The sequence below is a fragment of the Streptomyces viridiviolaceus genome, assembly GCF_014650995.1.
GTDB classification, from domain to species: domain Bacteria; phylum Actinomycetota; class Actinomycetes; order Streptomycetales; family Streptomycetaceae; genus Streptomyces; species Streptomyces viridiviolaceus.
In genome coordinates, this window is the sequence record NZ_BMWA01000016.1 from 165,811 (window position 1) to 191,017 (window position 25,207).

Consider the following 25,207-nt stretch of genomic DNA (forward strand, 5'->3'; position numbering starts at 1 on the left):
ATGTTGACATCGCTCACTCCCTCAGCCTAATGTGTGCAGCGTAAACATTGAGCTCTCTGGTCCCGGCTCAAGGATCGGATGCCAGTTCCTCGCGGCTGCGGCCTGGCCTTTTCGGCCTGTTCCGCCGGTGTCGCACCTTTGCCGAGGCCGGACCGCCGCGCTTGCCTCGGGCAGGAGAGCCCTCCACGCGGCCATTTGAACGGAGCGCCATGAAGGCTGTATCGATCAAGGAACCCGGTGGTCCCGAGGTCCTGGAATGGATCGAGGTCGCAGACCCGACGCCCGCCGTCGGCGAGGTGGTCATCGACGTGGTGGCCAGTGCCCTGAACCGGGCGGACGTCATGCAGAGGTGGGGCCTCTACCCCCTGGCCCCGGGCACGTCGCCATACCCGGGACTGGAGGTGTCGGGCCGTATCAGCGCCCTCGGCGAGGGAGTGACCGGCTGGCAGCTGGGTGACGAGGTCTGCGCGCTGCTGACGGGCGGCGGCTATGCGGAGAAGGTCGCCGTCCCCGCGGGACAACTGCTCACGGTGCCCCAGGGGATCGGGCTGATCGAGGCCGCGGGCCTGCCGGAAGTGACCGCGACGGTGTGGTCCAACATCGTCATGACCGCAGGGCTGAAGGCGGGCGAGACCCTCCTCGTGCACGGTGGGGCCGGAGGCGTCGGCACCATGGCGATCCAGATCGCCAAGGCGCTGGGTGCTCGTGTCGTTACCACCGTCGGTGGACCTGAGAAGGTGGCGCGGGCGCGTGAGCTGGGTGCCGACGTGGCGATCGACTACCGCACGCAGGACTTCGCCGAGTTCGGCCCGTACGACGTGATCCTCGATGTCATCGGCGGCGCTTACCTCGAACGCAACATTCAGTCCCTGGCCGCTGACGGACGCCTGGTCGTCATCGGCCTGCAGAACGGCCTGGTCGGCCAGCTCAACCTGGCCGACCTGGTGTTCAAGCGCATCTCCGTCCACGGCACCACGTTGCGCACCCGGTCCGCAGAGGACAAGGCCGCCATCGTCGCCGAGGTCGAGAAGAAGGTCTGGCCGATGATCGAGAGCGGCACCGTGCAGCTGCTCATCGACCAGACAGTCCCCATGGCCGAGGCCGCCGAGGCACACCGGCTCATGGAGGCAGGTGGGCACATCGGCAAGATCTTGCTGGTGAACGGCTGAAGCACACCACAGCGGGTGCCGACGTGCCGGGGAACGGTCCTCGTCCTCGACGGACGGAACAGCGGGCCGCTGTTGATGGGTCAAGAGGGCCGGCACGTTCCTCCCGGCATCGGACCCAGCGGCCCGCTGTTTGCGGTCGCCCAAAGGCCCGGTCCTGGGTGAGGGCGATGTGCGGCACCGACGTCCTGGCCGCCCACCGGTGCGGCCTCAGAACGTCACTCACGGTCAGATCCGGTGCCCCGGCCCGCCTCCTGCCCTCGCGCAGCCGCCTCCAAGACCCTGGCCGAACACCAGCCCCGCCCCCTCCCACATGCGCCCCGAGGGCGACAGAAGGAATCCCATGGACACCCAAATCGATCTGAGTACCCTGCCTGTCGACGTAAGCGCACCGGCCCTGGTCACCGGCGCCACCGGTTACGTCGCCGGCTGGATCGTGAAGGGCCTGCTCGACGCCGGGGTCACCGTCCACGCCGCCGTCCGAGATCCGCGCAACACGGGCAAGGTGCAGCACCTTCTCGACGCCGCCGACGCCTCACCCGGGACGCTGCGCCTGTTCGCCTCCGACCTGCTGCATGACGACTCCTACACGGAGGCCATGCAGGGGTGCCGGATCGTGATCCACACCGCCTCACCGTTCGTCCGGTCTGTGCGGGATCCTCAACGCGACCTCGTCGACCCGGCCGTGCGCGGCACTCGCAACGTGCTCGGCACCGCGAACGAGGTCGGCAGCGTCGAGCGGGTGGTGCTCACCAGCTCGTTCGCCGCGATGATCGGCGACGCCCAGGACATCCTCAAGGTCCCGGGCCGGATCGTGACCGAGGAGACCTGGAACACGACGTCGTCGCTGACCCGCGAGCCCTACAGTTACTCCAAGACCCTGGCCGAGCAGGAGGCGTGGCGGATCGCCCAGGCGCAGGACCGGTGGCGCCTCGTCACCATCAACCCCGGCCTGGTCATCGGACCTGCCCTCAACGCCGCCCCGACCAGCGAGAGCTTCACCATCGCCAAGGAGATGGCGAGCGGCAAGATGCGGCTCGGCGCCCCCCGCATAGCGCTGACCGTCGTCGACGTCCGCGAGGTGGCCTACGCGCACCTGGCGGCCGCATTCCTGCCCCACGCGCGGGGCCGCCACCTCGTCGCGGCGGAGAGCACCGACATCGTCGATCTCGGCCGCAGGCTCCTTCCCGCCTACGGGGCGCAGTACGCGCTGCCCCGCCGTGCGCTGCCCAAGACCCTCGCCCTCGCACTCGCGCCGGCGGCCGGACTCGAACGCGCATACCTGCGGCGCAACATCGGTTTCGACCTGCGGGCCGACACCTCCAAGAGCCGCCATGCCCTGGGCGTGCGCTACCGGCCTGCCCAACAGTCCATGGAAGAGATGTTCGGTCAGCTCGTCGGATCCGAGACGCTGAACCGATGAGGCTGGGAACATGCCCGAAAGGGAAGTGAACCTGTGCCCGGCAGGTACGGAAACCGCACCGGAGGGGCCTCGGACCGGGGCAACCGGCCGCTGGAGCCGCACCAGGGGGAAGACGGGCATGCCTGTTCCGACGTGCCGTCAGGTGGCTCCGCCCGTGAAAGAGTCCGGGAGGGACTGTTCCGCCCAGATCACCTTTCCGTCGCGGGTGTAGCGGGTGCCCCATTTGGCGGCGAGCTGGGCGACGAGGAACAGGCCGCGGCCGCCTTCGTCGAAGGTCCTGGCCCGGCGCAGACGGGGAGAGGTGGTGGCGGTGTCCGTGACTTCGCAGGTCAGCGTGGACTGCAGGATCAACCGCAGGCTGATGGGAGGTCGTCCGTAGCGGATCGCGTTCGTGACGAGTTCGCTCACCATGAGCTCCGTGCTGAAGGCCAGATCGTCCAGGTTCCAGGCGGCCAGCTGGTCGGTCGCGTGCGTGCGAGCCCGGGCGACCACCGAGGGATCGGACGGCAGTTCCAGAGTGCTGACGTGGCCGGAATCCAGCGCGCGTGTTCGGGCCAGGAGGAGGGCAACGTCGTCTGCCGGCCGAGAGGGCAGCAGGGTACCCAAGAGCCGGTCGCAGACGTCTTCCAGCGAGGGACCGGCACCACCCAGGACTTCGAGGAGTTCGGCCAGGCCGAGGCCCAGGTCGCGAGATGTGCTCTTGATGAGGCCGTCGGTGAACAGGGCGAGGAGGCTGCCTTCCGGCAGCTCGAACTGGGCGGTCTCGAAGGGAAGCCCTCCCAGGCCCAGGGGCGGGCCGGTCGGCGCGTCCACGAAGTGCACCTGCAGCGGGTGTGCAGGACGGTCGCCGGCCATCGGCAGCGCCACGGCGGGCAGTGCATGCCCTGCGCTGGCCAGCGAGCACAGCCGCGTCACGGGATCGTAGACCGCGTACAGGCAGGTGGCGCTGATCTCGTCCAGATCTTGACCCTCCTCGTGCTGCAGCCGGATGACGACATCGTCGAGGTGGGTGAGGAGTTCGTCCGGCATCAGATCGATGTCAGCGAGCGTCCGCACGGCCGTGCGCAGCCGGCCCATGGTGGCCGAGGCGTACAGACCACGGCCGACCACGTCACCGATGACCAGGGCCGTCCGCGCCCCGGAGAGCGGGATCACGTCGTACCAGTCGCCTCCCACGCCGGCACGTGCGCCGGAGGGCAGGTAGCGGGCGGCGGTCTCGACGGCACCGTGCCGGGGCACGCGGTCCGGGAGCAGGCTCTGCTGGAGGGCCAGGGCAGTGGCGCGTTCGTGGGTGTACATGCGGGCGTTGTCGATGTACACAGCCGCCCTGGAGGTGACCTCCTGGGCCAGGAGCAGATCGTCGTCGTCGAACGGCGCAGCGTCATGGTGACGGAAGAACTGCGCGACGCCCAGGGGACTGCCCCGGGCCCACAGCGGGGCCAGCAGCACCGTGTGGATGCCGAAGTCGCCGAGAGAGCGCCTGAGGGCTTCGGAGCCGGTGAGCCATGCCGGGATGTCGGCGGACGTGATGCGGTGGCGCACGGGCTGCCCGGCGGCCAAGGCGTTGGCAGGACCCGACCCCGTCGTGAAGGTGTGCGTGTGGCCTGTGGGCACCCCCTGTGGGCAGCCTCCCAGCGCCGGGTGCTGGGCGACGCGGCGCACCATCAGGGCGTCCTGTGCGGGAGGCGCGTCCTCTTCACGCAGTGCGGCTTCGAGGAGATCGACGGTGACGAAGTCAGCCAGGTGTTCGGCCCCTACTTCGGCCAGTTCCTGAGCGGTGCGGCCGATGTCCAGGCTGGTGCCGATCCGCCGGCTCGCCTCGTTGACCACTATGAGCCGCCTTTGCAACCGGCCGTCACGCGCGTGCTGGAATGCCATCACGGCCTGTTCGGAGGTGTGGTCGATGTAGTCGAAGGATCCTGTGATCAGTCTGGCGGCGACTGCGTCGCGCAGCTGCGGGTCCGTGGCGTGGCGGGCCGCCTCCTCCCGGACCATGGCGAGGGCGGCGGCGTGTCCGATGCGGTAGGCGCGCAGGAGCTCGGTGATCTGCCCGCCGCACTCGGCAAGGCGTCTGGCAAAGTCGATGGCGGCAGGCGGAGCCTGGACGCCGGAGAGATCGAAGCCTCGTTCGAGCGATTGGAGCACGGTGTCGATGTGCTGATGGGCAGCGTCTGTGGCGAGGTCGGTGAGATCGTCGTGCGCCCATACTGACGGGACCTGCTCGCGCATGCTCGTCACCAGGGCATCGACCAGCTCCCCCACGCGCGACCGGAGCCGGAGTGCGATGTCTCGCAGGAGAGCATCGACATCAGTCCTCATGACATGAATGTAATAGATTCTCCCTTTTTGCTCCTGCTTGCTGCCTGACGAGCTCGCGATTGCCGGCTCGGTGTCTGTGAGCTCGGTGTCGCAGAGACGTGAGCGTGAGCGGGATGCGGCCGTCGGCGGCCGTGCTGCTGCAGGGCCGAGCGCCGATTGACCTGTACGCGTCACCGGAAAAACTTCGCCATCCAGTCGAGCACGCTGGGTGTACGCCAGCACCACAGGCGGGAATCACGGGCTGGAGAAGGGGGATCCGTCGCCCGCCTCGGGCTCCATGTGCCATTTCTGGATGCCCTCCGGACGGTCCACGGGCCAGCCAGGGAGCAGCTCGCCGTCACCGACGCCCACGTCAGCCTCGAAGATCAACTACGACCTGAACCACCGGGCCATGGTGGTCACAGACGCGGTCCCTTGCGGCGCGCAGTCCGGATGCACCACTGGTGAGGCCAGCTTTGCCGGGTGGGTCCGGCACTGGGCAGAGAACAAGCCTTGGCATGAGGCTGCGTGACTGTCCAGGAGGCCGGCGAGCGAGGTCCAGGCCACGCGGCAGGACGGCGGAAGCGGCGCTGCCGCGGTTGCCGGTCACGGCCACGGTGCCGACCCCCGTCACCGCCGGCTACCTCCGCGAGCCCGACACGGAGCTCCCCACGGCCCGGACAGGAATTCACCGGCCGCATCAACACCCTGCTCACCGCAGCCGACCACCCGTACATCTGGGACAGTCGGCCCACCAGTCCTCCCCGACTCCCCGGAGAGCCACGACTGCCCAGACACCAGGTCGGCCGACAGCGAGCTTGCCCGACCAGATGGGCACCCCGGAACGCCGAATGCCTCCGTCCTTGTCACAGGGATGCCTCAAGCGGGCGTCTTCGCTCACCTATCCGGTGCACCGAGCGAGCACAGCTGGGACCGACAGCCCTACCGTCGTAGTGCCTTGCAACAGCGACAGGACGGCAAGGCCCGGGTGGCCCCCGAACTATGCGCCCTGGGAGGGGGCCGCCAACCCGGTTCGGCGGCCGGCGCCGGCGCGCAGGCCGGGCTGCGCGCCCGCGTGCGTGTCCAGGAAGGCAAGGGTCACCACCGCGAAGGCGGAGCGCTGCAACGGCCGGTGGATGATCACCAAGTTGCACATCCGGGGGAGTGTGAAGGCTGAGGCGCGCGGCGGCGGCATTGGTACACCGGCCCGCAAGGGCGCCTCGACCAGCGGTGGCTCTGTCCGCGAGTTCAGAGAGCAGTTGTTCAGGGCCTGGGAGGCGGCCCGCTCCGGACCGAAGCAAGTGTTCACCAGACCGAGAGGCATCCCGTCGGCGCTACACCGGACCTGAGTCTCCGAGGTGTTGGACGTCCTGCAAGGATGATCTGCGAGGGCATCTCAGCGACGTCAGTCGTGCCGGGCAAGCTCGACCGCGGAAGCGAGCAGGATCACGGTCGGTACGGGGACGAGCACCAGGTCCGGGAACACGCCGAGGAGCAGCCCGCCCAGCACCGCCCCGCCGGCCGAACCCGCGGCCACGACCAGGGTGAAGCGTTGGACCTCCGTTCCAGCCGGCTGACCTTCGCACGCCCTGCCTCGCCGCCCCCACCGTCACGAGGTTCCACAGCGCTGGCGAAGAGCACAACACCGTCGCCCTCCACGTCGTCCAGATGCCACCATGCTGTTCCATGGCCCAACGCGACCCCAAGGCCGAGGTTCGGCAGCTCCTCTACGAACTCTGCGTCGACCTTGGTTTCTGTCTCCCGCCGCAACAGCAGCATCACCTCATGGCGACACCACCTGCCGACGCAGACAGCTTCACCGAAGCCGTGTTCGAGGCGGAGGGAATGGACCCCGGCCTGCATGAGCAGCTACGGCGCCAGGTGCGAGAACGGGTCGACCGGCACATACGCACATGGGGTGCCCCCTAGAGCACGGAGGGCGTCGGGAGTACGTCCAGCTGACCCTCTCTGGTCGGGGCCGTGGACGGGACGCCGGACGGGTGGGTCCGCGCTGGACACGCCTGTCCTGCACACATCGGGGCGTCACCTGCACGGGGCCCGGCCCCAGCGGCGGACCGCACTGGGTGACATAGGATCGAGCTCCCTTTCATGCGGGAAGGCGGTCGGTCCATGCCCGTGCCGAGCCTGCTCGCAGTCTTCGCTCACCCGGACGACGAGTCGTTGTCCGCAGGCGGAGTGCTGGCCCGCCACTCTGCTGAGGGAGCGCGTACGGCAGTCGTGACGGCGACCTGGGCCGCGGACACCCCGCGGGCTGCCGAGTTGGCCGAGGCACTACGGATCCTCGGCGCCGGCAAGCCACGGATGCTCGGCTACCGGGACTATTCGCGGTGCACCGGGCTTCAGCCTGGTGGTGAAGCGAATCTGAGAACTGCTGTGACCTCAGATGTGTGCATGGATCCGCGCTGTTCACCTCAGCCAAGGTCAGAGCGGCCGGTTCTGCTGCTCGATGTACTGCTTCACGATGCTGAGCGGTGCGCCGCCGACGGAACCGGCGAAGTGCGAGCCGGACCACAGGCGCTGTGCCCGCCAGTAGTGGCGGACGAGGTCGGGGAACTCCTGGCGCAGCCGCCGGGAGGAGACTCCCTTGAGGCTGTTGACCAGCTTGGATACGGCGACCTTCGGGGGGAAGTTCACGAGTAGGTGGACGTGGTTGTTCTCGCCGTTGAACTCGACCAGCTTGGCCTCGAAGTCCTCGCACACGGCCCGCATGATCTCCTCGCACCGCGTCAGGTGCCGGTCGGCGAAGACGGGGTGCCGGTACTTCGTCACGAAAACCAAGTGAACGTGCATGCGGAAGATGCAGTGACGACCAGTACGAACGTTCTCATCGATACCCATAAACCACGTGTGTACCGTGATCGGTATGCAGCTTCGGTACAGCTTCCGCCTGTACCCGAGCGCCGGTCAGCGCATTGGTTTGGCGAGGGCGTTCGGGTGCGCGCGGGTGGTCTACAACGACGCGCTCCGCGTTCGGGAGACCGCCCGCGGTGAAGGCCTGCCGTTCCCGAAGACCGGGGACCTGTCGAAGCAGCTCATCACCGAGGCCAAGAGCCGGCCGGAACGGGCCTGGCTCGGCGAGGTGTCGGCGGTCGTTCTCCAGCAGTCCCTGCGCGATCTGGACGCCGCGTACAAGAACTTCTTCGACGGGCTGAAGGGCAGGCGCCCGCGCATGGGTGCGCCCCGGTACAAGTCGCGGAAGGACACCCGGCAGGCGGTGCGGTTCACGGCGAACGCCCGCTGGTCGATCACCACCGGCCAAAAGCTGCGCCTGCCGAAGATCGGCGACCTGAAGGTGAAGTGGTCCCGCTCCCTGCCCTCGACGCCGTCCACGGTGACCGTGGTCAAGGACAGCGCGGGCCGGTACTTCGCGAGCTTCGTCGTGGAGACCGGCCCGGACGAGATCTGGCCGCAGACCACGCCCGAGGTGGGCATCGACCTTGGGCTGGGGCACTTCGCGGTCCTGTCGGACGGCAGGAAGATCGACAGCCCGCGCTTCCTGCGCCGGGCCGCCAAGCGCCTGAGGAAGGCGCAGCGCGCCCTCTCCCGTAAGGAGAAGGGCAGCAAGAACAGGGACAAGGTCAGGATCCGCGTCGCACGGGCACACGCCCGTGTCGCGGACGCACGCCGCGAGTTCCACCATCAGCTCTCCACCAGGCTGATCCGCGAGAACCAAGCGATCGCCGTGGAGAACCTGGCGGTGAAGGGACTCGCCCGCACGCGCCTGGCCAAGTCCGTGCACGACGCCGGATGGTCGGCGTTCGTGACCATGCTGGAGTACAAGGCCGCCCGGTACGGGCGCACCCTTATCCGGATCGGACGCTTCGAGCCCACGTCTCAGGTGTGCTCGCAGTGCGGCTTCAAGGACGGCCCCAAGCCCCTGCACGTCCGGGTGTGGACCTGCGGGGCATGCGGGGCCGTCCTGGACCGGGACATCAACGCGGCGGTCAACGTCGCCAAGGCGGCCGGACTGGCCGTGACAGCCTGTGGAGCGCAGGTAAGACGGGCACCCGTGCCCGCACCGCGCAGCGAAGCAGGAACCCACTCGACACCGCAGCTCCCAACGGCGCGGTAGGCGGGAGTCTCCCCCTTCATGGGGGAGAGGATGTCAAGCCGATGCACGTGTACCGCAGCAGTCGGCCCCAGGCATGGTGCGGTTCTGCGATGCCCCGCTCGACGAAGCAGTACGGCAGGTGGTGGCGCACATCCGTGAATTCCGCCCCGACATCATGGTCACCCATGACGCCTACGGCGGGCTGCCCGGCCACCCGGACCACGTGCACACGCATCGGGTGACCACGCTCGCAGCCCAAGCAGCCGGACTCGGGCAGCTCTACCCGGATGCCGGAGCACCCTGGCAGCCCCGTGCCCTCTACCTGGCCACGCACCCGCACTCGGCCGTTCCGGCGCTCAGAGACGTGATCGGCGCGCGCAAGGCGGTGTACAGCGTTCCGGACGAACTGGTCACGGCAACCGTCGATGTCAGCGCTTGGATGCAGCAGAAGATCGCCGCGGTACTGGCGCATCGCTCCGAGGTCGAGAGGGGAGCCCTGCCGGGCGTGATCGCCGGCCTTCCACCGGTTGCACGAGAGCGGCTGTTCGCTACCGAGTGGTACATCCGTCAGACCCCCGCAATCACGGCACCGGCCCAAAGGGAACTGACCGTTTGACCCCACGGCCCGCATTTGGCCCACCTGGTGGCGGTCCGCTGGGCGTTGGCTGGTCGTGTCCGGCTACCTCTCGGGATGTTCAGCAGGCGCAGGGCTCGCAATTGCTCCGACGAGGCCATCACACGTGCAGCCTCCAAGACGCTGGCCCGACACGCCGACTCCACCGACCCGCGGCTGGGCGCCGCGAGCCTGGAGGGAGCTCCCCTGCTGAACGAATCCGGAGCGTTCGACCGCCTGACAGTCGAGCTCGAACGCCCCGCAGTGAACCCCGTGTTCGTGGCCGTCACGGACGCCTACGTGCGCGACCGCGACGGCCGTCTCTCCGATGCCCAGAGCTGACCTCGCTCAGAAGCGCCACCCCCTGATCGGCAGCCAGACTCGTATGAGAGGGCGTGGTCGGACCGCCGCGGGACCGGCTCGGTGCGGGTCGGTACCGGCCACGATCCGATCGCTGTGAAGTCTCGCGTCCCTTCTCAGCTGATTCGCCAGGGACGGAGCTTCTCGGGGTTTCTCACCGCCCAGATGTGTCTGATCCGGTCGGCGGCGATCTCGAACGCGAACACGGTCGAGAGTGTGCCGTCCTGTTGCGCCACCAAGCCGGGCAGGCCGTTGACCGTGCACTCCAGGAACGTGGTGCGGTCGCCCGACACACGGGCGATCTCCGCGTAGGCGCGTGCAATCTGCGAGCTGCCCACGATCGGGTGCAGGTGGGTGATGGCCAGCCCGCCGCCGTCGGCGGTCGCGACGGCGTCGGGGTCGAGCAGGCCGATCAGGGCGTCGATGTCCTTGGCTTCCCACGCCGTTCTGAACTGCCTGACGATGTCGGCTTGTCCGGCACTCGAGGTCGCCGGGCTCTGCGATGTGCGGATGCGCCGGCGGGCGGACGAGGCCAGTTGGCGGCACGCCGCCGGAGTACGGCCGACGATCTCGGCGACCTCACCGAAGGGGTAGCGGAAGACGTCGTGCAGGACGAAGGCGACGCGCTCGGCCGGCGTCATCGAATCGAGGACGACCAGGAAGGCCATCGTCACCGACTCGTCGAGGGTGACCCGGTCGGCCGGGTCGGTCCCGTCGGCGCCGGAGCCCCCGGTGAGCCACTCAGCGGGTTCAGGCAGCGGTTCCGGGATCCAGTCGCCCACGTACGTCTCCCGCCTGGCCCGAGCCGAGCCGAGCAGGTTCAGGCAGATGCGGCTGGCGACCGTCATCAGCCAGGCGCCGGGCGACTCGATGGCCTGCTGTTCCCGTGCGGACATGGCGTACCAGCGGGCGTAGGCCTCCTGCACGACGTCCTCCGCGTCGGCAAGGGAACCGAGGAGCCGATAGGCGAGGTTGATCAGCCTGCGACGCTCACTCATGATCGTGCTGAGGCCCGGATCGCTCTGGTCGTCGCCGGGCTCGGCTCTCGTGGTCATGGTCTGGCCGTCTCCCTCGCTCGGTTCTGTGCCGCTACGCCTACGACAAGACAGCGCTCCGGAATGTGAGGCCGACGCGCCGCCTCACATTCCGGAGCGCTGCATTGTCGTCACGGTGTCGCGCCGGTGAGGGCGACAACAAGACGGAGAGGGGACATCCATGAACGACTTCCAGGCCATCGCGGACCGCGTCGAGATAGAGGCACTGCGCGGCGAGTTCACCGACGCGGTGATGATGCGGGACCGACGTCGCCTGGCGTCGCTGTTCACACCGGACGGCGCCCTGCGCATGCCCGACATCCCTGCCGAGCAGATCGGTCGAGAGGAGATCCGTGCCGGGGGCGAGCGGCTGCAGAGGCAGTGGGACTTCTTCGTGCAGAACACACACCCCGGCACGATCCACATCGACGGCGACACAGCGACCGGCCGCGCCTACATCCAAGAACTCGCGCGCACCCTCGACGGACGCCAGGGTCTGAACTACGCCGTCTACCACGACCGTTACCAGCGCACCGCGGAGGGCTGGAAGTTCGCCGAGCGGGTGTACGAGGTGAGGTACCTTGACACCTCCCCGCTGGCGGGCACGGCGCCCCAGGCAGCGCGGGGCTCCGAGACCAACCAGGCAGACGACGCCACGGCGACCACGGCTCCGGCGCCGTCCTTCACCGACCCGGCAACGGCCGAACAACTGGAGCGGACAGCAGCCGCACTGCGTGCCAACGGCTTCGCCGCCGAGGTCCTCGACGACGCCGCACAAGCGCGCGTCCGCATCAAGGACCTGGTCCCCGAAGGCGCCGGGGTGCTTACCGGAGCCAGCGAGACTCTTCGACTGTCCGGCATCGACGAGGACATCAACGCCAGTGGCCAGTACGACGCCATCAGGCCGCGCCTCCTGGCCATCGACCGTGCCACCGGCGCCGACGAGATCCGAAGGCTGGTCGCCTGCCCGGAATTCGTCGTCAACAGCGTCGCCGCGGTCACGGAGACCGGCTCGCTCGTCCTCGCCTCGGGCAGCGGCAGCCAACTCCCTGCCAACGCGGGCGGCGCCGCTCACGCGGTCTGGATCGTCGGCGCGCAGAAGGTGGTGCCCGACCTGAGCACAGCCCTGCGCCGCGTCGAGGAGCACGCCCTCCCGTTGGAGAACGCCCGCGCCCAGGCGGTGTACGGGATGCCCAGCGCCGTCAACCGCCTGCTCATCCTGAACGCCGAACCCCGCCCAGGACGCGGCACCGTCCTGCTGCTCCGCGAGGCCATCGGATACTGACCCGGTCCGTTCTACGCACGGACTCGAAGCCGGTCAATGACGGCGGCGATCCGGACGGTGGCTTCGTAGCGGACTGCGAGCTTGTCGTACCGGGTCGCCACGGCCCTGTGCCGCTTGAGGCGGCCGCATCTGCATTCGACCACCTGCCGAGCCTTGCAGTCCTCGCGGCCAAAAGCCCAGGGGCCGGCCCCGCTGTAGAGGCTGCCGGTGCAGAACGGCGTGCCCCGAGCAGGGCGAGGGACGTCACCGTCGGCAGCGCCAGTACGCGGCCGTGCCTGAGCGGACGCAGGCGGTCGGGCAGCGATGCGGCCGGAAGCGCTGGCCGATCCGGTGCGGCATCGTCGCGCGCCCGGACCATAAAGCCCTCGCGGTCCCGAGCGCCGTGGTCGGCCCGTCACCCAGGTCCGGCCTCGACGTTCTATCTCCAACCTGTGTTGTTTCTAGAATGGCCGGGTGAAGGACATCGAGGCGATTGCGGCGTTGCAGGATCCCGTGCGGCGCCGCTTGTACGAGTACGTTGCGGCGCAGGGCCGCGAGGTCGGCCGCAACGAGGCCGCCGAGGCGACGGGAGTGGCGCGCACGCTCGCCGCGCACCATCTGGACAGGCTGACCGAGGCGGGGCTGCTGGAGAGTGGCAGTCGTCGTCTTTCGGGCCGCTCGGGGCCGGGAGCGGGCCGTCCCGCCAAGGTGTACACGCGGGCGCGGGCCGAGCGGGCGGTGTCGCTGCCCGCTCGGGACTACCGCACCGCCGCCGAGTTGCTCGCCGAAGCTGCTGAGCAGGCAGGGCTGGACGCCGGGCTGTACGCGGCCGCGCGCCGCCGGGGTGAGGCCTTGCGTGGCTCGGTGGCGCCCTGCGGCGGGCTCGAAGAGGCCATGGAGGTGCTGGCCGCCCGCGGCTACGAACCGCGCCTGGAAGGCGCCGAGGGTGTCGATGGTGCCGAACCGGCAAGAGCGGGGGCTTGCGTCGTCCGTATGCGCAACTGCCCCTTCCATGCCGTCGCCGAGCGCTTCCCGCCGCTCGTCTGCGGCATGAACCTCGCGCTGCTGGAGGGCCTGCTCGGCACGGACGGTCCGGTCCGCGCCCGCATGGAGGCACGGCCGGGGGAGTGCTGTGTCGTGGTCGAAGCCGCTTCTAAAAACAATGAGGATTGACATAGAAACAGGGCGATGCTGGGATGTGACCATGACCTCATCCGCACATGCCGCCCACCTCGCCGAGCTCAACGTGGCCACGCTCCGCTACCCCCTCGATGACCCGCGCATGGCACCGTTCGTCGAGATGCTCGACCCGGTCAACGCAGCCGCCGACACCGCGCCCGGCTTCGTGTGGCGGCTCGTCGAGGAGGGGACGGCCGACGCCACCGGCCTGCGCCCGGCGGGCGAGGACGTCATCGTCAACCTGACGGTGTGGGAGACCCAGGAGGCCTTGTGGGACTTCACTTACCGCAGCGGGCACTTGGAGGTGATGCGGCGGCGCCGCGAATGGTTCGAGCGGCACGTCGAGGCGCACATGGTGCTCTGGTGGGTTCCCGCCGGTCATCTCCCGACCGTCGGGGAAGCTCTGGAGCGGCTGGCTGACCTGCGTGCGCACGGGCCGTCCCCGCGCGCGTTCACGTTCGCCTCCTCCTACACCGCCGTCGAGGCCGCCCAGCACCTTCAGGCCGTGCGGCCAGAGCAGACCGCCCGGAGCGAGCGGCCGACGCCGGCCGGGGACGCGGCGGCGGTGTAGGGCGGCAGGTTCCGGCTCAAGGATCGCACTCCTGGCTACGGGTGAGGCTGACCTGCCTGCGGCACTGCCGCTGCCTTGGAGTCGTAGGCAGTTCGGGCCTGGGCGATGGCACCTCGGTGCCGCTCCGCCCATTCCACGAGGCCGGTCAGGTAGGAGTACAGCTCTCGTGCCATGGCGGTGAGGCTGTACTCGACCTTCGGGGGCACGGTGGGGTGAACGGTCCTTGTCAGGAGACCATCGCGTTCGAGGCGACGCAGGTTCAAGGTGAGCATCCGTCGGCTGATGCCTTCGATGGAGCGTTCCAGCTCGGTGAACCTGATGGGGCCGCGCGCGGCAGCGACCAGGATGCTGATGCTCCACTTGCCCGCCACGTGGTCGATCACCTCGACCAGTGGACACGCCTGGTCGGTGACCTCCTCGGACACATGAGTGTGACTGCGTGACATAAAAGTGCCTCCTTCCCCCGGCGCCTCATGGTTACAGAAGATGGCGGCTGTAACAAATAGTGCTCCAAAGGGGGTTCCACCATGTCTCTGCCCAGCACACGGGCGAGTGCATCGCCGTGGCATACCGTCATCCTGCTCTGTGTCGGCCAGATGATGATCGTCTTGGATCAGAACATCGTGAACGTGGCGCTGCCCGCTGTGCAGAGTGGCCTCGGGCTCTCCTCCGAGAACCTCGTCTGGGTGGTCAACGCCTACGTCATCCCGTTCGGCGGGCTCCTGCTGCTGGCCGGGCGGCTCGGTGACCTGATCGGGCGGAAGGCCGTGTTCCTCACGGGAATCGTGCTCTTCAGCGCTTCCTCCGTGCTGTGCGGTGTCGCAGGGAGCGAAACGTCGTTGATTGTGTCCCGTTTCCTCCAGGGGATGGGTGGAGCGGTCGCCTCCGCCTGCATCCTCGGCATGGTCGCGACCGTGTTCTCCGGTCGTCGCGAGCAGGCTCAGGCCATTGCTGCCTACAGCTTCGCCTCCGCAGGCGGTGGCGCGGTCGGACCACTGCTCGGCGGCGTCCTCACCGAAATGCTCAGCTGGCACTGGATCTTCTTCATCAACGCACCGATCGGTGCCACCCTCGTTCTGGTCGGCATGCGAGTGATCCCCGGGGACCGTGGCGAGGGGATGGGCAAGGGCACCGACTTCCTGGGGGCCTTGCTGGTCACGAGCGGGATGATGCTCTTGGTGTACACCGTCGTGGACGCTGAGCGGGTCGGCTGGGGAGCCGCCAGGACCCTGCTGCTCGGACCTCTGTCCCTCTTGTTGCTGATCGGGTTCGTCGTCCGCCAGGCCACGGCGGCACGGCCGTTGCTGCCGCTGAGCCTCTTCCGCTCGCGGAGCCTGGCGGCGGCCAACATCGTCCAGTTCCTGATGATCGCCGGCATGTTCGGCCTGTTGTTCTTCGGCACGCTCTACCTGCAGCGCGTACTGAGGTACGGCTCGCTACAGGCCGGTCTCGGGTTCGTGCCCATCGCCGTGGTGATCGCGGTGGTGTCCCTCGGTCTTTCGACCCGGCTCATCACCAAGTTCGGCCGGCGCGCGATGCTCCTGCTGGGGCTCGCCCTCATCGTCGGGGCGTTCGTCATGCTGTCGTTCGCCCGTGTCGATGGCGTCTACCTGGTGGACTTCCTCCCCGCCAGTCTTGTCATGGGGCTGGGCTTCGGCCTGGCCGCGCCGGCCGTCATGGGACTCGGTATGACTGCCGTGTCGTCGGCCGAGTCCGGCATCGCCTCCGGACTGTTCAACACCACTCAGCAGATCGGGGGCGCTCTCGGCCTGACCGTGCTGAGTGCCTTCGTCAGTGCGCGTACGAACAGCCTCATCGCCGCGGGGACGACCGAGGCGGAAGCGCTGGTCGGCGGGTACCACGTGGCCTTCCTGGCCGCTGCCGGATTCACACTGACCGCCTTGATCATCGGCACCGGCCTGCTCAAGGCAACGCCGCCCGTGGGCGTGGAGCAACAGAGCACGGAATCTCCTGTACAGAACGCCCCGGCGTCCTGACCAGCAGCGGCCGGCCCGGCTACTGGCCCGGTCTCCGTCGACCCAGGACCGGCCGACCGACACCCGGCGACACCACCGGCCCCCAGCTGCGCCAGAACGGTCAAGTGCTGTCAGGCAGCTGTCGCCCTCGCCTCACTCCTCATGTGGGTGTGATCCTTGACGCCGGTCCCTAACCGACCAGGCGGCGGCGCCAATCCAAGGGGGTGACGGTGATGGCCCGGCCGGGGTCACCATCCCACTTTGCGTGGAGGCCGACTGCTTCGAGGGCGGCCACGACCTCGTGGCCCATGACTGCAGTGGTCTCGGACGAGCCGTCGAAGCCGCCGTAGAGGAGCATCAGTCCCTGGCCGGCTGCGGCGGAGTCCGTGCACTGGGCGTGGAAGTAGACGAAGCCGCGGGCGTCGGGCCTGCCTTCGCCGCCGATCTCGGACTGGCCGCAGCTGCGGCAGCAGGTGAAGTTCTCGCGGGCTGTGATGCCGGCCTCCTGCAGGGCGGTGAACGCGCGGGTGAGTCGCTCAGGGTCGGTCTCGCCCTGCCATGCAGCTTGCTCCGCGACCCGCTCCAGCCACAACCGGTCGGCCAGCGCTTTCGCTTGCTCGCGCGAAACGGGCCGGCGGTCCTTGGTGACCAGGTACTCCTCAGCGAGCTCGGCCAGTTCGGCGCGGGAGGCGTAGCCGCCGACCACCACCTCGCGGACGCGCTTCTCCAACTCCACGCGCTCGATTTCGTCGAGGTCGAGCGGCGGCACTTCGCGGGCGGGGCCCATGTCCAGCAGCGACCAAGCCAGACCACCGTCCCAACCGGCCTCCTGGCGGGCCCAGCCGGTAATCGCCGCGATCACGGCTTCGGGCCCACCGGCCATCGCCTGGAAGTGTCGGTCGGCGGCACCGTCTCGGTGCTCCAGCGTGTAGTCAGCACCGGCCTTGTGCCAGACCTGAGCGAAGACGTCAGGCAGGTCGGGTATCCGCTGGACAACCAGGAACCGGTCACCATCACCACCGATTCGCCGGACCAACCCAGCCAGCTCCTCGGCGGACACACGGACGTGCCGCTCCCAGTTCTCGGTCTTCACCACGATCTCGAGCATGCGCAGACTCTGACACACCCCTCTTGCTACAGACATCCCGGGAGCCGACCAGCGCTGAACCTGGGTGGTCGTTGGCCAAGGTTTGACGACAGTCCCTAGGCCTCCTGCGGCGGCAGTTCCACGGGGTACGGCTCGGCGAAGTCGGCCGAGCGGCTCACCTCCTCCCAGGCGCCCGCCTCGGCCAGTTGGCGGCGGGAGTAGTCGAGCGCCATGGTCACCGCGTTCACGCCGAGCAGCAGATGGCTCGGGACCTGGCCGCGCCGCACCGTACGCACGATGATCTCGGCAGCCCGCTCCGGGTCGCCGGCGCCGCCGGACGTACTCTGGCGCACCATCCGGTTCATCGCGCCCACGGTCTCGTCGTAGGCCTCCGGGACAGGGTGGACGGTCATGGACGAGCCGGCCCAGTCGGTGGCGAAGCCGCTCGGCTCGACGACCATGAACCGCACCCCGAACGGTGCGGTCTCCGCGGCCAGCGCCCGGCTGAAGCCGTCGACCGCGAACTTGGCCGCCTGGTACGAGGCGATGCCCGGGGATCCGCCGACGCGCCCGCCGACCGAGGAGAACTGCACCACGGTGCCCGACCCCTGTCGGCGCAGGGTGGGCAGCGCCGCCTTGGTCACGTTGTAGACACCCCAGAAGTTGGTCTCGAACTGGGCGCGGAAGTCGTCGTCGTCCGCCGTCTCGACCGGTGACACGTTCGCGTATCCCGCGTTGTTCACCAGGACGTCGATGCGGCCGAAGCGGGCGAGCGCGACGTCGATCGCTGCGTGTGCCGCCTCGGGGCTGGTGACGTCCAACGGCAGGGTGAGGACCCGGTCGCCGTACTCCTCCAGTTCCTTGGCGAGGGTCTCGGGACGACGGGCGGTGGCGACGACGAGATCGCCTGCGTCGAGGACGGCGGTGACCAGAGCGCGGCCGAATCCGCGGGACGAACCGGTGATGAACCAGACCTGCTGCTGCGTGCTGCGTGCGTTTTCACTCATGAGGTTAGTACAACACCGTTCTCTTAATAATGCAACACCGTTTTGCTAAGCGTTCTTATGATGGCTCCATGAGTCAGCCAGCCTTCCAACGGGCGCGCAGCGCCGAGGCCAAGCAGGCGCGTGAAGCGGCGATCCTGGACGCAGCCCGGGCGCTGGGCCGAGGGCGCGGCATCCGCGACGTCACCCTCACCGACATCGCCACCGAAGTGGGTATGCACAAGTCGGCGCTGCTGCGTTACTTCGAGACGAGGGAGCAGATCTTCCTCGAGCTCACCGCGGAGGGCTGGCGGGAGTGGTCCGCGTCGCTCCGTGCCGACCTGCAGGCGAGGGCGGAGGCCACCCCCGCGGACGTCGCCGAGGTCTTCGCCGCGACGCTGGCGGCACGCCCCCTGTTCTGCGACCTGCTGGCGCAGGCCCCCCTCAACCTGGAGCGCAACGTGTCGCTGGAGGCGGTGCGCGCGTTCAAACTCGTCACGCTGCACGAAGTCGACCTGATCGGCGGCGAGTTGAGCCGTCTGCTGGGACTCACCGAGCAGCAGGTCCTCGACATGATCTCCACCGCCACCGGCATGGCCGGCGCGCTGTGGCAGATGGCCAGCCCGGGCCCCCGCCTGCGGGAGCTCTACACCAGCGACCCCCGGCTCGGGCACGCGATCGTCGAGGTGGAACCCCGCCTGCGCCGCATCCTCACCGCGTTCCTGACGGGAACGGGAGTCGGAGTTCCTGCCTCATGAGGCACCGCAGGAACTGACGCACGGTACGTCGGGCTCCCAGCCGCCAGTCGCTGCTGTCCGGGCATGCCGCAGCATGCCTACGGCCTGTCTGATGGGTCGGAAACTTCCATTCCATCGTTCTGTACGGCGTGAGAAGGGGCGACAAATCAGACCGCGAGTGGGCTCGTCCGGACGGGCCTCTACCGCAGGTCGTCGGCAGAGGCGGCCGGTGGAAGGGTCACCGGATCGTCATCATTCGGACTCTTGCCGCTGATCCGGGGTGGTTGACAATGCCGCCCGCTGGCACTGCTGATCACCGGGCCAGTGGGGGCAACGCGGCCCCAGATGATTCCGGTCCTGGACCGTATGCGGGAGTGGAACACGCCGTCCGCTCCGGCAGTCGAGGCACGCTGGTCATCTTCGAACACACTGCAGGCGCAACCCAGGAGCGCGCCCGCGTACACGAGGGAGAGTCACCCGCCCCGGTGTCGACGTCGTCGGTGTCCCAGAACGCCGAGACGGCGCCGCCCGATAGCGTGACCGCCGCGATGGGGTGAACCGTCTCCCTCACCCGCTGCCGCAGGGCCGGTCGGCGGTCGGCGGGACGTTCGAGCAGCTCCTCATCGGAACGACTGTCTCTGAGCGCCGGATGTCTGACTCCCGGCGTCAGTGCCCATCTCTCCTGGTCGACGGCCTGCTCAACGCGGGCGAACGCGCACCTGGTTCTCGGTGTCGGTGACGCGGGCGAGGGCGAGTCAGTCGGTGGTTGTCCGTGATGTACCGAGGGAGCAGTGGTGCTGATCCAAGATCCCCTCGACGATTCTCATGAGGTGGTCCCCCGCTTGCTCGATGCTTCCGTTCTGCGTGCTGACCTGCGCGCCTTCCAGTACGAAGGTGATCGCGGCCGCGGCCTGCTCGGGGTCGCGCAACCCGGCCTCGGTGCACATGCCGACCAGTCTGCGGGTCTGGTGGGCCTTGTGGCTCTCGATCACTTGCCGTGCGGGATGGGAGCGGTCGGGCAGCTCGGCGATGGAGTTGATGAACGGGCAGCCCCGGTGCGAGATCGCCGGCAATCCCTCGGCGATGAAGCGGGCCAGGCCCAGGATCTGCTCCCTGGGCCGGCCGGGGTGTTCGGCCTCTACCCGGTCGAAGGCCGCCTGGTAGTCGGCGGCGACGATCCGCAGCCACTCCGCGACCAGCGCATCCTTGGTCTCGAAGTGGCGGTAGATCGCCATTTTGGTGGTCTCGGCCCGCTCGGCGATCGTCTGGACGCCCACCCGCCGGATCCCCTCGCTCTGGAAGAGCTCTTCCGCGGCGTCGAGGATGCGCTCGCGAGGCGGCAGTTTCGCCACCCTGCTCGGCCTGCTGGCGCTTGTTGCCATGACTGCTCCGTGACCTCCGGTCCGTTGTCGGGCCACTCACTTCCCCTGTTACGGTACCAGTCCGTGCCACGCGATACCGCTGAGTATCACTCGGCACTGGTCGGTATCTTTTTCCGTTGGGAGTGACAGTGAGAATCACCGAGTACGTGAGCTTCGACGCGGTCGGGCTCGCGGAGCTGGTGGCCAGAGGCGAGGTGACCCCCGCCGAACTGGAAGCGGCCGCACGAGAGGCCGCGCAGGCGGTCAATCCGCAGATCAACGCCATCGTGGAGACCTGGCCGGCCGACGACGAGCCCAGCCCCGGCAGCACACCGCTGGCCGGAGTCCCTTTCCTGATCAAGGACATCGCAGTCTCCATGGCCGGGAAGCGGATGGAGCTGGGCAGCCGTCTCGCGGCCGGCAACGTCTCCGGCACCGACTCCTCGCTGATGCTGCGCTTCCGGCGCGCCGGGCTCGTGACGTTCGGGCGTACCGCAACACCGGAGATGGCCTACAGCAACACGACGGAACCGGTGCTGTACGGCGCGACCCGCAACCCGTGGGACCTGACGCGCAGCGCGGGCGGATCCAGCGGGGGCGCGGGCGCGGCTGTCGCTGCCGGCGTGGTCCCGATCGCTCACGCCACCGACGCCGCCGGCTCGATCCGCATCCCCGCCGCCCATAACGGCCTGTTCGGGTTGAAGCCCACCCGTGGCCGGGTCTCCGTGGGCCCCTACTTCGACGAGCTCTTCAACGGCCTGGCCGTGCACGGCAGCGTCAGCCGCACGGTACGCGACAGCGCGACGTTGCTCGACCAGATCCGCGGCCCGGAACCGGGTGACCCGTACTTCGCCCAAGAGCCGTCCCGGCCGTATGCGGAGGAAGTCACCCGCCACCCGGGCTCGCTGCGGATCGGTGTCCTCGCCCAGGCATGGGGCGGGCACCGTACGACCACGTCAGTGGCCGACGCTCTCTCTCGTACCGTGCGTCTGCTCGAATCTCTCGGCCACCAGGTGGAGGAGGTCAACGTCGACCTCGGGGCCGACTGGGAGGAGTTCGTCCTGGCCAGTGCCCGTCAGTGGACGGCGAATCTGACGGCCTCGGTCGACGAGCTGGCTGCCGCCTTCGACCGGCCCATCGACTCCTCAACCCTGGAGCCGCCCACCCTTGCCAGCTACCACTACGGGCAGCGGGTCAGCGGCGCCCAGTTCGTCAGCGCTCTGGAAATCCGTAACCGGATCGCCCGAAGCCTGGCGAGGTATTTCGACGCTCACGACATACTGCTCACCCCGACCGTGCCGGAGCTTCCCCCGCCCTTGGGCACTCATGCGGAGGGGGCGGAGGCACTGGACGGCCTCGGCTGGCTTCGCCGTCTCTTTGATCTTTCACCGTTCAGCGCGGCGTTCAACGTGGCGGGCACGCCCGCCATGTCCGTGCCTGTGACGACCGACGCGGAGACGGGGCTCCCGATCGGTATGCAGTTCGCTGCCGGATACGGGCTCGAAGGCCGCCTCTTCCGCCTCGCCGGACAACTCGAAGAAGCAAGCCCGTGGTCGGGCCGGACTCCCACGGTGTGGGCAGGGAACCACACAGGCCACTGAGGAGTGCTCCTGGAGCCGGGAGTCCACTGACCGGAGCGCTCCCGATGCGGGAGTGTGCCACCGTGCCGGTGCTCCGGAGGTGGGGGGTAAGCCTCCCGGGACGACGGTTCCCTTGATCACCATGACCGCGACATCCGCGTTGTGCACCGGCCTGCCCGTGCCGCTGAGCATGTGCAGATCGAGTACGGCGTCGTGGGACGTGGCAGCCTCCCCGTGTGGTCTGGTCGAGGCGGATCGGCCAGGCAGGCGGCCTGCGCACCGGGCGGCGATCGCGCGGTGCGTGGGCGGCATCGGCGGCGATCACCCGTAGAGCGAGCGGGCTCCCGGGCTGCTGCCCTGGAATCGCTGGCCCGCGGCGATCTCCTCGCCGACCGCCGACCACACGGTCTCGTCGTCCTGGAAGGGCAGCGGGTCGATGCTGTTCGTTTCCTGACGGATACGCTCGACCTCGCGCTCCAGGCGCTCGAAGTCGGCTTCCTCGTCGCCGTCGTCGCCGCTGAAGGTGAACTCCTCGAGCAGGCGCTGGAACCGGAGGGTGACATGGACGAGGGAGGAGACGTCCGAATGGAGTTCCTGCACGGTCTCCTCGTCGGCGTCGAAGGCGTACACCTTGCCGGAACCGGTGTCGAGGGCGAGGTGGGCGTTGAGCAGCCAGCCGATGACGGGCCATCCGCCCGCGTCCTCCGAGGCGTCCTCGAAGCCCTCCACGTCGACGACGTCCTGCACGAGGGGGAGCCGACCCGAGTCCTCTTCGCACTCGCGCAGCCGGAGCGTCCCGGTGGGGACGCCGACGACCTGCAGGAGGAGGGCGCCCTCGGTGTCCGCGGTGGAGGGCGGGAAGGCGGTGGCGTGCAAGGTCTCGAGCCGGTCGTCGCCGAAGATGTCGGCGAGTTCGCCGCGGGTGACGTCGAAAAGCACTGCTGGAACTCCGAACTCGGTGGCGGCACGGGCGCCGTGGGACTGGTCAGGAGACCGTATCCGCACGCGGGTGCCGGAGCACACGACCGCGGAGTCGGGGAGTCAGGGAAGTTCTGGCGATGGCCGGCCTGGGGCGCTCTGGGCGCTGAGGCTGACCGCCACGTCTTCAGATGGTCCGCCTTCCGCACCCTCCTGCCGCCCGCCCTGCGCCGGGTGCCGCCCCTTGAGGGCCGAGGGGAAGGGGAAGGGGCCCGGCTGGTGCCGGACCCCTTCTTTTCGTAGCGGGGACTTCGCGGGCCGTCAGCCGCGGACGATGTTCTCGGCCTGCGGGCCCTTCTGGCCCTGGGCCACGTCGAAGGTGACCGTCTCGCCCTCGACGAGCTCCCGGTAGCCGTTGCCGGTGATGTTGGAGTAGTGGGCGAAGACGTCAGGTCCGCCGCCGTCCTGGGCGATGAATCCGAAGCCCTTCTCGGCGTTGAACCACTTCACGGTGCCGCTGGCCATGCTCTGTCCTTCGCTATCGCCGGGAACTCCCGGCTGGTCTGTGGGCGGGGCCGACCCTGACGGGAAGGCACCCGGCGTCCGTTCTACCCCGTCACCGCGCGATTATCCGAACTTTTACGCCCATCGGCGTGTGCCGCGAATCGTTCCCACGGCACACGGGACGCATACCCCGGTACCGCGCTCCTGCCACCGGCACCGTCCCGTGCCCTGTCCACCGCCTGCGGTCAGCCGCGCACGTGCAGCCCGAAGCCCGTGCGGCCCGCGGGCTCCAGTCCCTCCTTCAGGTGAAGCGAGGGAATCTCGTAGTCACCGAAGTTCTGCCGCCGGAACGCGATCGGCTCGGTCGACTCCAGGGTGAGCAGGCGCTGCTCCCAGGCCTTGGCGACGTCCGGGTAGCCCTCGTCGGTCATCCGGTCGGAGCCATACAGCACGAACGGCGGCAGCACCTCGATGCCCGGGTAGTAGAGGATGCCGTGGTGGATCGGGAACAACAGATCGTCGATGGGGCCGTTGATCCCGCGAGCGGCGTAATGCGACTGCGGGCCGCCGACGGTCACCGACAGCAGTGCCTTCCTGCCCGCGAGGGTGCCTTCGCCGAAGCGCTCGCCGTACCTGGTGTCGCTGTGCTCGCCGACGCCGTACGCGAAGTGGTAGGTGAACACCCGGTCCACCCAGCCTTTGAGGATCGCGGGCATCGTGTACCACCACAGCGGGAACTGGAAGAGGATCGTGTCGGCCCACAGCAGCTTCTCCTGCTCGGCGAGCACGTCCGGGGTGAGCGTCCCGGCGTCGAAGGCCCGGCCCGAGTCCCGGGCGACCTTCAGCGGACTTGAGACGTCGGGGCCGTAGTCCGCGGCGTCCACGACCGCTTTCCAGTTCATCGCGTACAGATCGCTCACCCGTACCTCGTGCCCGGCGGCCTCCAACGTGGACACCGCGAGGTCCTTCAGCGAGCCGTTGAGCGACTTCGGCTCCGGATGGGCGTAGACGATCAGCGTCTTCACGGGAACTCCTTCGGATCGGATGCCTTCGATCCTGGGCGCCGCGGAGCCCGGTGTTCAGGGGCGCATCTTCCATCGGACGGGACTTCCTGGTAACGGCAGGACCACCTTCACGGCCACTACCGAGGCCATACTGGGGCGTATGGACGATCTTGCAGGCTTCCTGCGGACCCGGCGTTCCCGGGTCGACCCGGCGGCCGTCGGCATACCCACCGACAGTCGCCGCCGGGTCGAAGGGCTGCGCCGCGAAGAGGTCGCGCACCTGTCCGGAGTCAGCGTCGACTACTACGTACGCCTGGAGCAGGGCCGCGCGACCCAGCCCTCCGAGCAGGTCCTCGACGCGCTCGCCCGCGTCCTCGGCCTCGACGAGACCGAACGCGGGCACCTTTACCGGCTCGCCCGGCAGCGCCGCCGCCGCGCGAAGACGCCGGCCGGTCGCGTCCGGCCGCAGCTGCTGCGCGTCCTCGACCTGGTCGCCGACGCACCCGCGCTGATCATGGACCACCGCATGGACGTGCTCGCCGGGAACCGCCTCGCCGCGCTCCTCTACGGCCGACCGATGCCGGGCCTGAACACCGCCCGGCACATCTTCCTCGAAGAGGCCGAGCGCGGCCTTTACGCGGACTGGGAGAAATGCACCCTCGATGTGGTCGGGCACCTTCGCCTGGCCGCCGGCAAATACCCCGAGGACCCCCGCCTGGCCTCGCTCATCGGCGAACTGGCCATGGGCAGCGAGCGCTTCCGCCGCCTCTGGGCCCGCGCGGACGTGCGCGCCCGCACACATGGACCCAAGACGTACCGTCACCCGCTGGTCGGTCTGCTGGAACTGCACCAGGAGAACTTCGCACTACCGGACGAATCAGGCATGGAGCTGCTGGTATTGTCCGCCGCCCCCGACAGCCCCGCCGAGGACGGACTGCGCCTGCTCGCGGGCCTGGGCACGGACAGCGGTGACGCGCATCCCACAGCGGACGCTCAGGTCCGCGAGTAGCTCACGTGTCGCCGTGCCGTCGTCTTCGTCGAGGTGAACCGCTGCCGGGTCGTGCAGGGGCCCGCACC

Annotated in this window: 25 protein-coding genes and 2 pseudogenes; 14 read left to right on the plus strand and 13 right to left on the minus strand. The window is 68.9% G+C overall.

Translation table 11 applies throughout. The annotated features are described in order from the left end of the window. Nucleotides 1–209: 209 nt before the first annotated feature. Both IE260_RS24265 and IE260_RS24270 read left to right on the plus strand, forming a co-directional pair. The gene (locus IE260_RS24265) at nt 210–1,169 is read left to right on the plus strand and encodes an NAD(P)H-quinone oxidoreductase (protein WP_189875301.1); all 960 of its coding nucleotides are present in this window, start codon (nt 210–212) and stop codon (nt 1,167–1,169) included. A 340-nt stretch (nt 1,170–1,509) separates the two neighbouring features. Then, nucleotides 1,510–2,589 (plus strand): NAD-dependent epimerase/dehydratase family protein, encoded by a 1,080-nt coding sequence (locus IE260_RS24270; protein ID WP_229881170.1) that lies wholly within the window; start codon nt 1,510–1,512, stop codon nt 2,587–2,589. 138 nt (nt 2,590–2,727) lie between these two features. On the opposite strand, the gene IE260_RS24275 is transcribed toward IE260_RS24270, so the two are convergent. The 4 genes from IE260_RS24275 to IE260_RS42635 form a co-directional block, all read right to left on the minus strand. After that, the gene (locus tag IE260_RS24275; protein WP_189875403.1) at nt 2,728–4,908 is read right to left on the minus strand and encodes an ATP-binding SpoIIE family protein phosphatase; all 2,181 of its coding nucleotides are present in this window, start codon (nt 4,906–4,908) and stop codon (nt 2,728–2,730) included. A gap of 234 nt (nt 4,909–5,142) precedes the next feature. Continuing rightward, nucleotides 5,143–5,277, minus strand: a complete 135-nt coding sequence (locus IE260_RS42630) for a hypothetical protein (protein ID WP_268254936.1) — start codon at nt 5,275–5,277, stop codon at nt 5,143–5,145. Between the two features lie 610 nt (nt 5,278–5,887). Continuing rightward, a complete protein-coding gene (locus IE260_RS24280; protein ID WP_189875305.1) occupies nt 5,888–6,043 on the minus strand; it encodes a hypothetical protein in 156 nt (51 codons plus the stop codon). Nucleotides 6,044–6,292: 249 nt separating this feature from the next. Continuing rightward, nucleotides 6,293–6,424 (minus strand): hypothetical protein, encoded by a 132-nt coding sequence (locus tag IE260_RS42635; protein WP_268254937.1) that lies wholly within the window; start codon nt 6,422–6,424, stop codon nt 6,293–6,295. A gap of 149 nt (nt 6,425–6,573) precedes the next feature. Here IE260_RS42635 and IE260_RS24285 point away from each other — a divergent pair, with 149 nt between their 5' ends. Then, entirely contained in the window at nt 6,574–6,816 is a 243-nt protein-coding gene (locus IE260_RS24285) for a hypothetical protein (protein ID WP_229881171.1), read from the plus strand. Between the two features lie 201 nt (nt 6,817–7,017). Then, nucleotides 7,018–7,257, plus strand: a pseudogene (locus IE260_RS24290) (PIG-L deacetylase family protein); the annotation flags it as partial. A 72-nt stretch (nt 7,258–7,329) separates the two neighbouring features. Here the strand turns inward: IE260_RS24290 and tnpA are convergent. Further along, nucleotides 7,330–7,746, minus strand: a complete 417-nt coding sequence (tnpA, locus tag IE260_RS24295; protein WP_189875309.1) for an IS200/IS605 family transposase — start codon at nt 7,744–7,746, stop codon at nt 7,330–7,332. A 25-nt stretch (nt 7,747–7,771) separates the two neighbouring features. On the opposite strand from tnpA, the gene IE260_RS24300 reads away from it, so the two are divergent. The 3 genes and pseudogenes from IE260_RS24300 (at nt 7,772) to IE260_RS24310 (ending at nt 9,914) form a co-directional block, all read left to right on the plus strand. Then, nucleotides 7,772–8,980, plus strand: coding sequence for an RNA-guided endonuclease InsQ/TnpB family protein (locus tag IE260_RS24300; protein ID WP_189875311.1), 1,209 nt, complete (start codon nt 7,772–7,774; stop codon nt 8,978–8,980). A 37-nt stretch (nt 8,981–9,017) separates the two neighbouring features. Beyond that, nucleotides 9,018–9,575, plus strand: a pseudogene (locus tag IE260_RS24305) (PIG-L family deacetylase); the annotation flags it as partial. Nucleotides 9,576–9,650: 75 nt separating this feature from the next. Continuing rightward, complete coding sequence (locus IE260_RS24310; protein ID WP_189875313.1) at nt 9,651–9,914, plus strand: hypothetical protein; 264 nt, start codon at nt 9,651–9,653, stop codon at nt 9,912–9,914. A gap of 134 nt (nt 9,915–10,048) precedes the next feature. Here the strand turns inward: IE260_RS24310 and sigJ are convergent, their stop codons facing one another. Next, the gene (gene sigJ / locus IE260_RS24315) at nt 10,049–10,987 is read right to left on the minus strand and encodes an RNA polymerase sigma factor SigJ (protein WP_189875315.1); all 939 of its coding nucleotides are present in this window, start codon (nt 10,985–10,987) and stop codon (nt 10,049–10,051) included. A gap of 160 nt (nt 10,988–11,147) precedes the next feature. Here sigJ and IE260_RS24320 point away from each other — a divergent pair, with 160 nt between their 5' ends. From IE260_RS24320 to IE260_RS24335, 3 genes are all read left to right on the plus strand, one after another. Continuing rightward, complete coding sequence (locus IE260_RS24320; RefSeq protein WP_189875317.1) at nt 11,148–12,251, plus strand: LUD domain-containing protein; 1,104 nt, start codon at nt 11,148–11,150, stop codon at nt 12,249–12,251. Between the two features lie 453 nt (nt 12,252–12,704). Continuing rightward, complete coding sequence (locus IE260_RS24330) at nt 12,705–13,403, plus strand: helix-turn-helix transcriptional regulator (protein ID WP_189875319.1); 699 nt, start codon at nt 12,705–12,707, stop codon at nt 13,401–13,403. Nucleotides 13,404–13,434: 31 nt separating this feature from the next. Beyond that, nucleotides 13,435–13,980 carry a DUF3291 domain-containing protein gene (locus IE260_RS24335; protein ID WP_189875321.1) on the plus strand — a complete coding sequence of 182 codons (546 nt, stop codon included), beginning with the start codon at nt 13,435–13,437 and terminating at the stop codon, nt 13,978–13,980. 35 nt (nt 13,981–14,015) lie between these two features. Here IE260_RS24335 and IE260_RS24340 read toward each other — a convergent pair whose 3' ends face one another. Further along, nucleotides 14,016–14,426: a winged helix-turn-helix transcriptional regulator gene (locus tag IE260_RS24340; RefSeq protein WP_189875323.1), complete on the minus strand. Its 411-nt coding sequence runs from the start codon at nt 14,424–14,426 to the stop codon at nt 14,016–14,018. Between the two features lie 153 nt (nt 14,427–14,579). On the opposite strand from IE260_RS24340, the gene IE260_RS24345 reads away from it, so the two are divergent. Further along, on the plus strand, nt 14,580–15,977 hold the full coding sequence (locus tag IE260_RS24345; RefSeq protein ID WP_229881191.1) for a DHA2 family efflux MFS transporter permease subunit: 1,398 nt from the start codon (nt 14,580–14,582) through the stop codon (nt 15,975–15,977). Between the two features lie 169 nt (nt 15,978–16,146). On the opposite strand, the gene IE260_RS24350 is transcribed toward IE260_RS24345, so the two are convergent. Further along, a complete protein-coding gene (locus IE260_RS24350) occupies nt 16,147–17,064 on the minus strand; it encodes a DUF6891 domain-containing protein (RefSeq protein ID WP_189875327.1) in 918 nt (305 codons plus the stop codon). 95 nt (nt 17,065–17,159) lie between these two features. Then, nucleotides 17,160–18,050 carry an SDR family NAD(P)-dependent oxidoreductase gene (locus IE260_RS24355; RefSeq protein WP_189875329.1) on the minus strand — a complete coding sequence of 297 codons (891 nt, stop codon included), beginning with the start codon at nt 18,048–18,050 and terminating at the stop codon, nt 17,160–17,162. Nucleotides 18,051–18,118: 68 nt separating this feature from the next. Here IE260_RS24355 and IE260_RS24360 point away from each other — a divergent pair, with 68 nt between their 5' ends. Next, nucleotides 18,119–18,784 (plus strand): TetR/AcrR family transcriptional regulator, encoded by a 666-nt coding sequence (locus IE260_RS24360; protein WP_189875331.1) that lies wholly within the window; start codon nt 18,119–18,121, stop codon nt 18,782–18,784. Between the two features lie 734 nt (nt 18,785–19,518). On the opposite strand, the gene IE260_RS24365 is transcribed toward IE260_RS24360, so the two are convergent. Beyond that, nucleotides 19,519–20,145: a TetR/AcrR family transcriptional regulator gene (locus tag IE260_RS24365; protein ID WP_189875333.1), complete on the minus strand. Its 627-nt coding sequence runs from the start codon at nt 20,143–20,145 to the stop codon at nt 19,519–19,521. Nucleotides 20,146–20,273: 128 nt separating this feature from the next. Between IE260_RS24365 and IE260_RS24370 the strand changes: the two genes are divergently transcribed. Further along, complete coding sequence (locus IE260_RS24370) at nt 20,274–21,725, plus strand: amidase (RefSeq protein ID WP_189875335.1); 1,452 nt, start codon at nt 20,274–20,276, stop codon at nt 21,723–21,725. A 300-nt stretch (nt 21,726–22,025) separates the two neighbouring features. On the opposite strand, the gene IE260_RS24375 is transcribed toward IE260_RS24370, so the two are convergent. The 3 genes from IE260_RS24375 to IE260_RS24385 form a co-directional block, all read right to left on the minus strand. Then, complete coding sequence (locus IE260_RS24375) at nt 22,026–22,643, minus strand: SUKH-4 family immunity protein (protein ID WP_189875336.1); 618 nt, start codon at nt 22,641–22,643, stop codon at nt 22,026–22,028. Nucleotides 22,644–22,943: 300 nt separating this feature from the next. After that, complete coding sequence (locus tag IE260_RS24380) at nt 22,944–23,147, minus strand: cold-shock protein (protein ID WP_189875338.1); 204 nt, start codon at nt 23,145–23,147, stop codon at nt 22,944–22,946. Between the two features lie 224 nt (nt 23,148–23,371). Next, nucleotides 23,372–24,151, minus strand: a complete 780-nt coding sequence (locus IE260_RS24385) for an NAD(P)H-dependent oxidoreductase (RefSeq protein ID WP_189875340.1) — start codon at nt 24,149–24,151, stop codon at nt 23,372–23,374. A gap of 139 nt (nt 24,152–24,290) precedes the next feature. On the opposite strand from IE260_RS24385, the gene IE260_RS24390 reads away from it, so the two are divergent. Continuing rightward, the gene (locus IE260_RS24390) at nt 24,291–25,139 is read left to right on the plus strand and encodes a helix-turn-helix transcriptional regulator (RefSeq protein ID WP_189875342.1); all 849 of its coding nucleotides are present in this window, start codon (nt 24,291–24,293) and stop codon (nt 25,137–25,139) included. Nucleotides 25,140–25,207: the final 68 nt, after the last annotated feature.

Coding starts and splice junctions, on each gene's coding strand:
- IE260_RS24265 (WP_189875301.1), top strand. CDS start 210: ATGAAGGCTGTATCGATCAAGGAACCCGGTGGTCCCGAGGTCCTGGAA.
- IE260_RS24270 (WP_229881170.1), top strand. CDS start 1,510: ATGGACACCCAAATCGATCTGAGTACCCTGCCTGTCGACGTAAGCGCA.
- IE260_RS24275 (WP_189875403.1), bottom strand. CDS start 4,908: ATGAGGACTGATGTCGATGCTCTCCTGCGAGACATCGCACTCCGGCTC.
- IE260_RS24280 (WP_189875305.1), bottom strand. CDS start 6,043: ATGTGCAACTTGGTGATCATCCACCGGCCGTTGCAGCGCTCCGCCTTC.
- IE260_RS24285 (WP_229881171.1), top strand. CDS start 6,574: ATGGCCCAACGCGACCCCAAGGCCGAGGTTCGGCAGCTCCTCTACGAA.
- tnpA (WP_189875309.1), bottom strand. CDS start 7,746: ATGGGTATCGATGAGAACGTTCGTACTGGTCGTCACTGCATCTTCCGC.
- IE260_RS24300 (WP_189875311.1), top strand. CDS start 7,772: ATGCAGCTTCGGTACAGCTTCCGCCTGTACCCGAGCGCCGGTCAGCGC.
- IE260_RS24310 (WP_189875313.1), top strand. CDS start 9,651: ATGTTCAGCAGGCGCAGGGCTCGCAATTGCTCCGACGAGGCCATCACA.
- sigJ (WP_189875315.1), bottom strand. CDS start 10,987: ATGACCACGAGAGCCGAGCCCGGCGACGACCAGAGCGATCCGGGCCTC.
- IE260_RS24320 (WP_189875317.1), top strand. CDS start 11,148: ATGAACGACTTCCAGGCCATCGCGGACCGCGTCGAGATAGAGGCACTG.
- IE260_RS24335 (WP_189875321.1), top strand. CDS start 13,435: ATGACCTCATCCGCACATGCCGCCCACCTCGCCGAGCTCAACGTGGCC.
- IE260_RS24340 (WP_189875323.1), bottom strand. CDS start 14,426: ATGTCACGCAGTCACACTCATGTGTCCGAGGAGGTCACCGACCAGGCG.
- IE260_RS24345 (WP_229881191.1), top strand. CDS start 14,580: ATGATCGTCTTGGATCAGAACATCGTGAACGTGGCGCTGCCCGCTGTG.
- IE260_RS24350 (WP_189875327.1), bottom strand. CDS start 17,064: ATGCTCGAGATCGTGGTGAAGACCGAGAACTGGGAGCGGCACGTCCGT.
- IE260_RS24355 (WP_189875329.1), bottom strand. CDS start 18,050: ATGAGTGAAAACGCACGCAGCACGCAGCAGCAGGTCTGGTTCATCACC.
- IE260_RS24360 (WP_189875331.1), top strand. CDS start 18,119: ATGAGTCAGCCAGCCTTCCAACGGGCGCGCAGCGCCGAGGCCAAGCAG.
- IE260_RS24365 (WP_189875333.1), bottom strand. CDS start 20,145: ATGGCAACAAGCGCCAGCAGGCCGAGCAGGGTGGCGAAACTGCCGCCT.
- IE260_RS24380 (WP_189875338.1), bottom strand. CDS start 23,147: ATGGCCAGCGGCACCGTGAAGTGGTTCAACGCCGAGAAGGGCTTCGGA.
- IE260_RS24390 (WP_189875342.1), top strand. CDS start 24,291: ATGGACGATCTTGCAGGCTTCCTGCGGACCCGGCGTTCCCGGGTCGAC.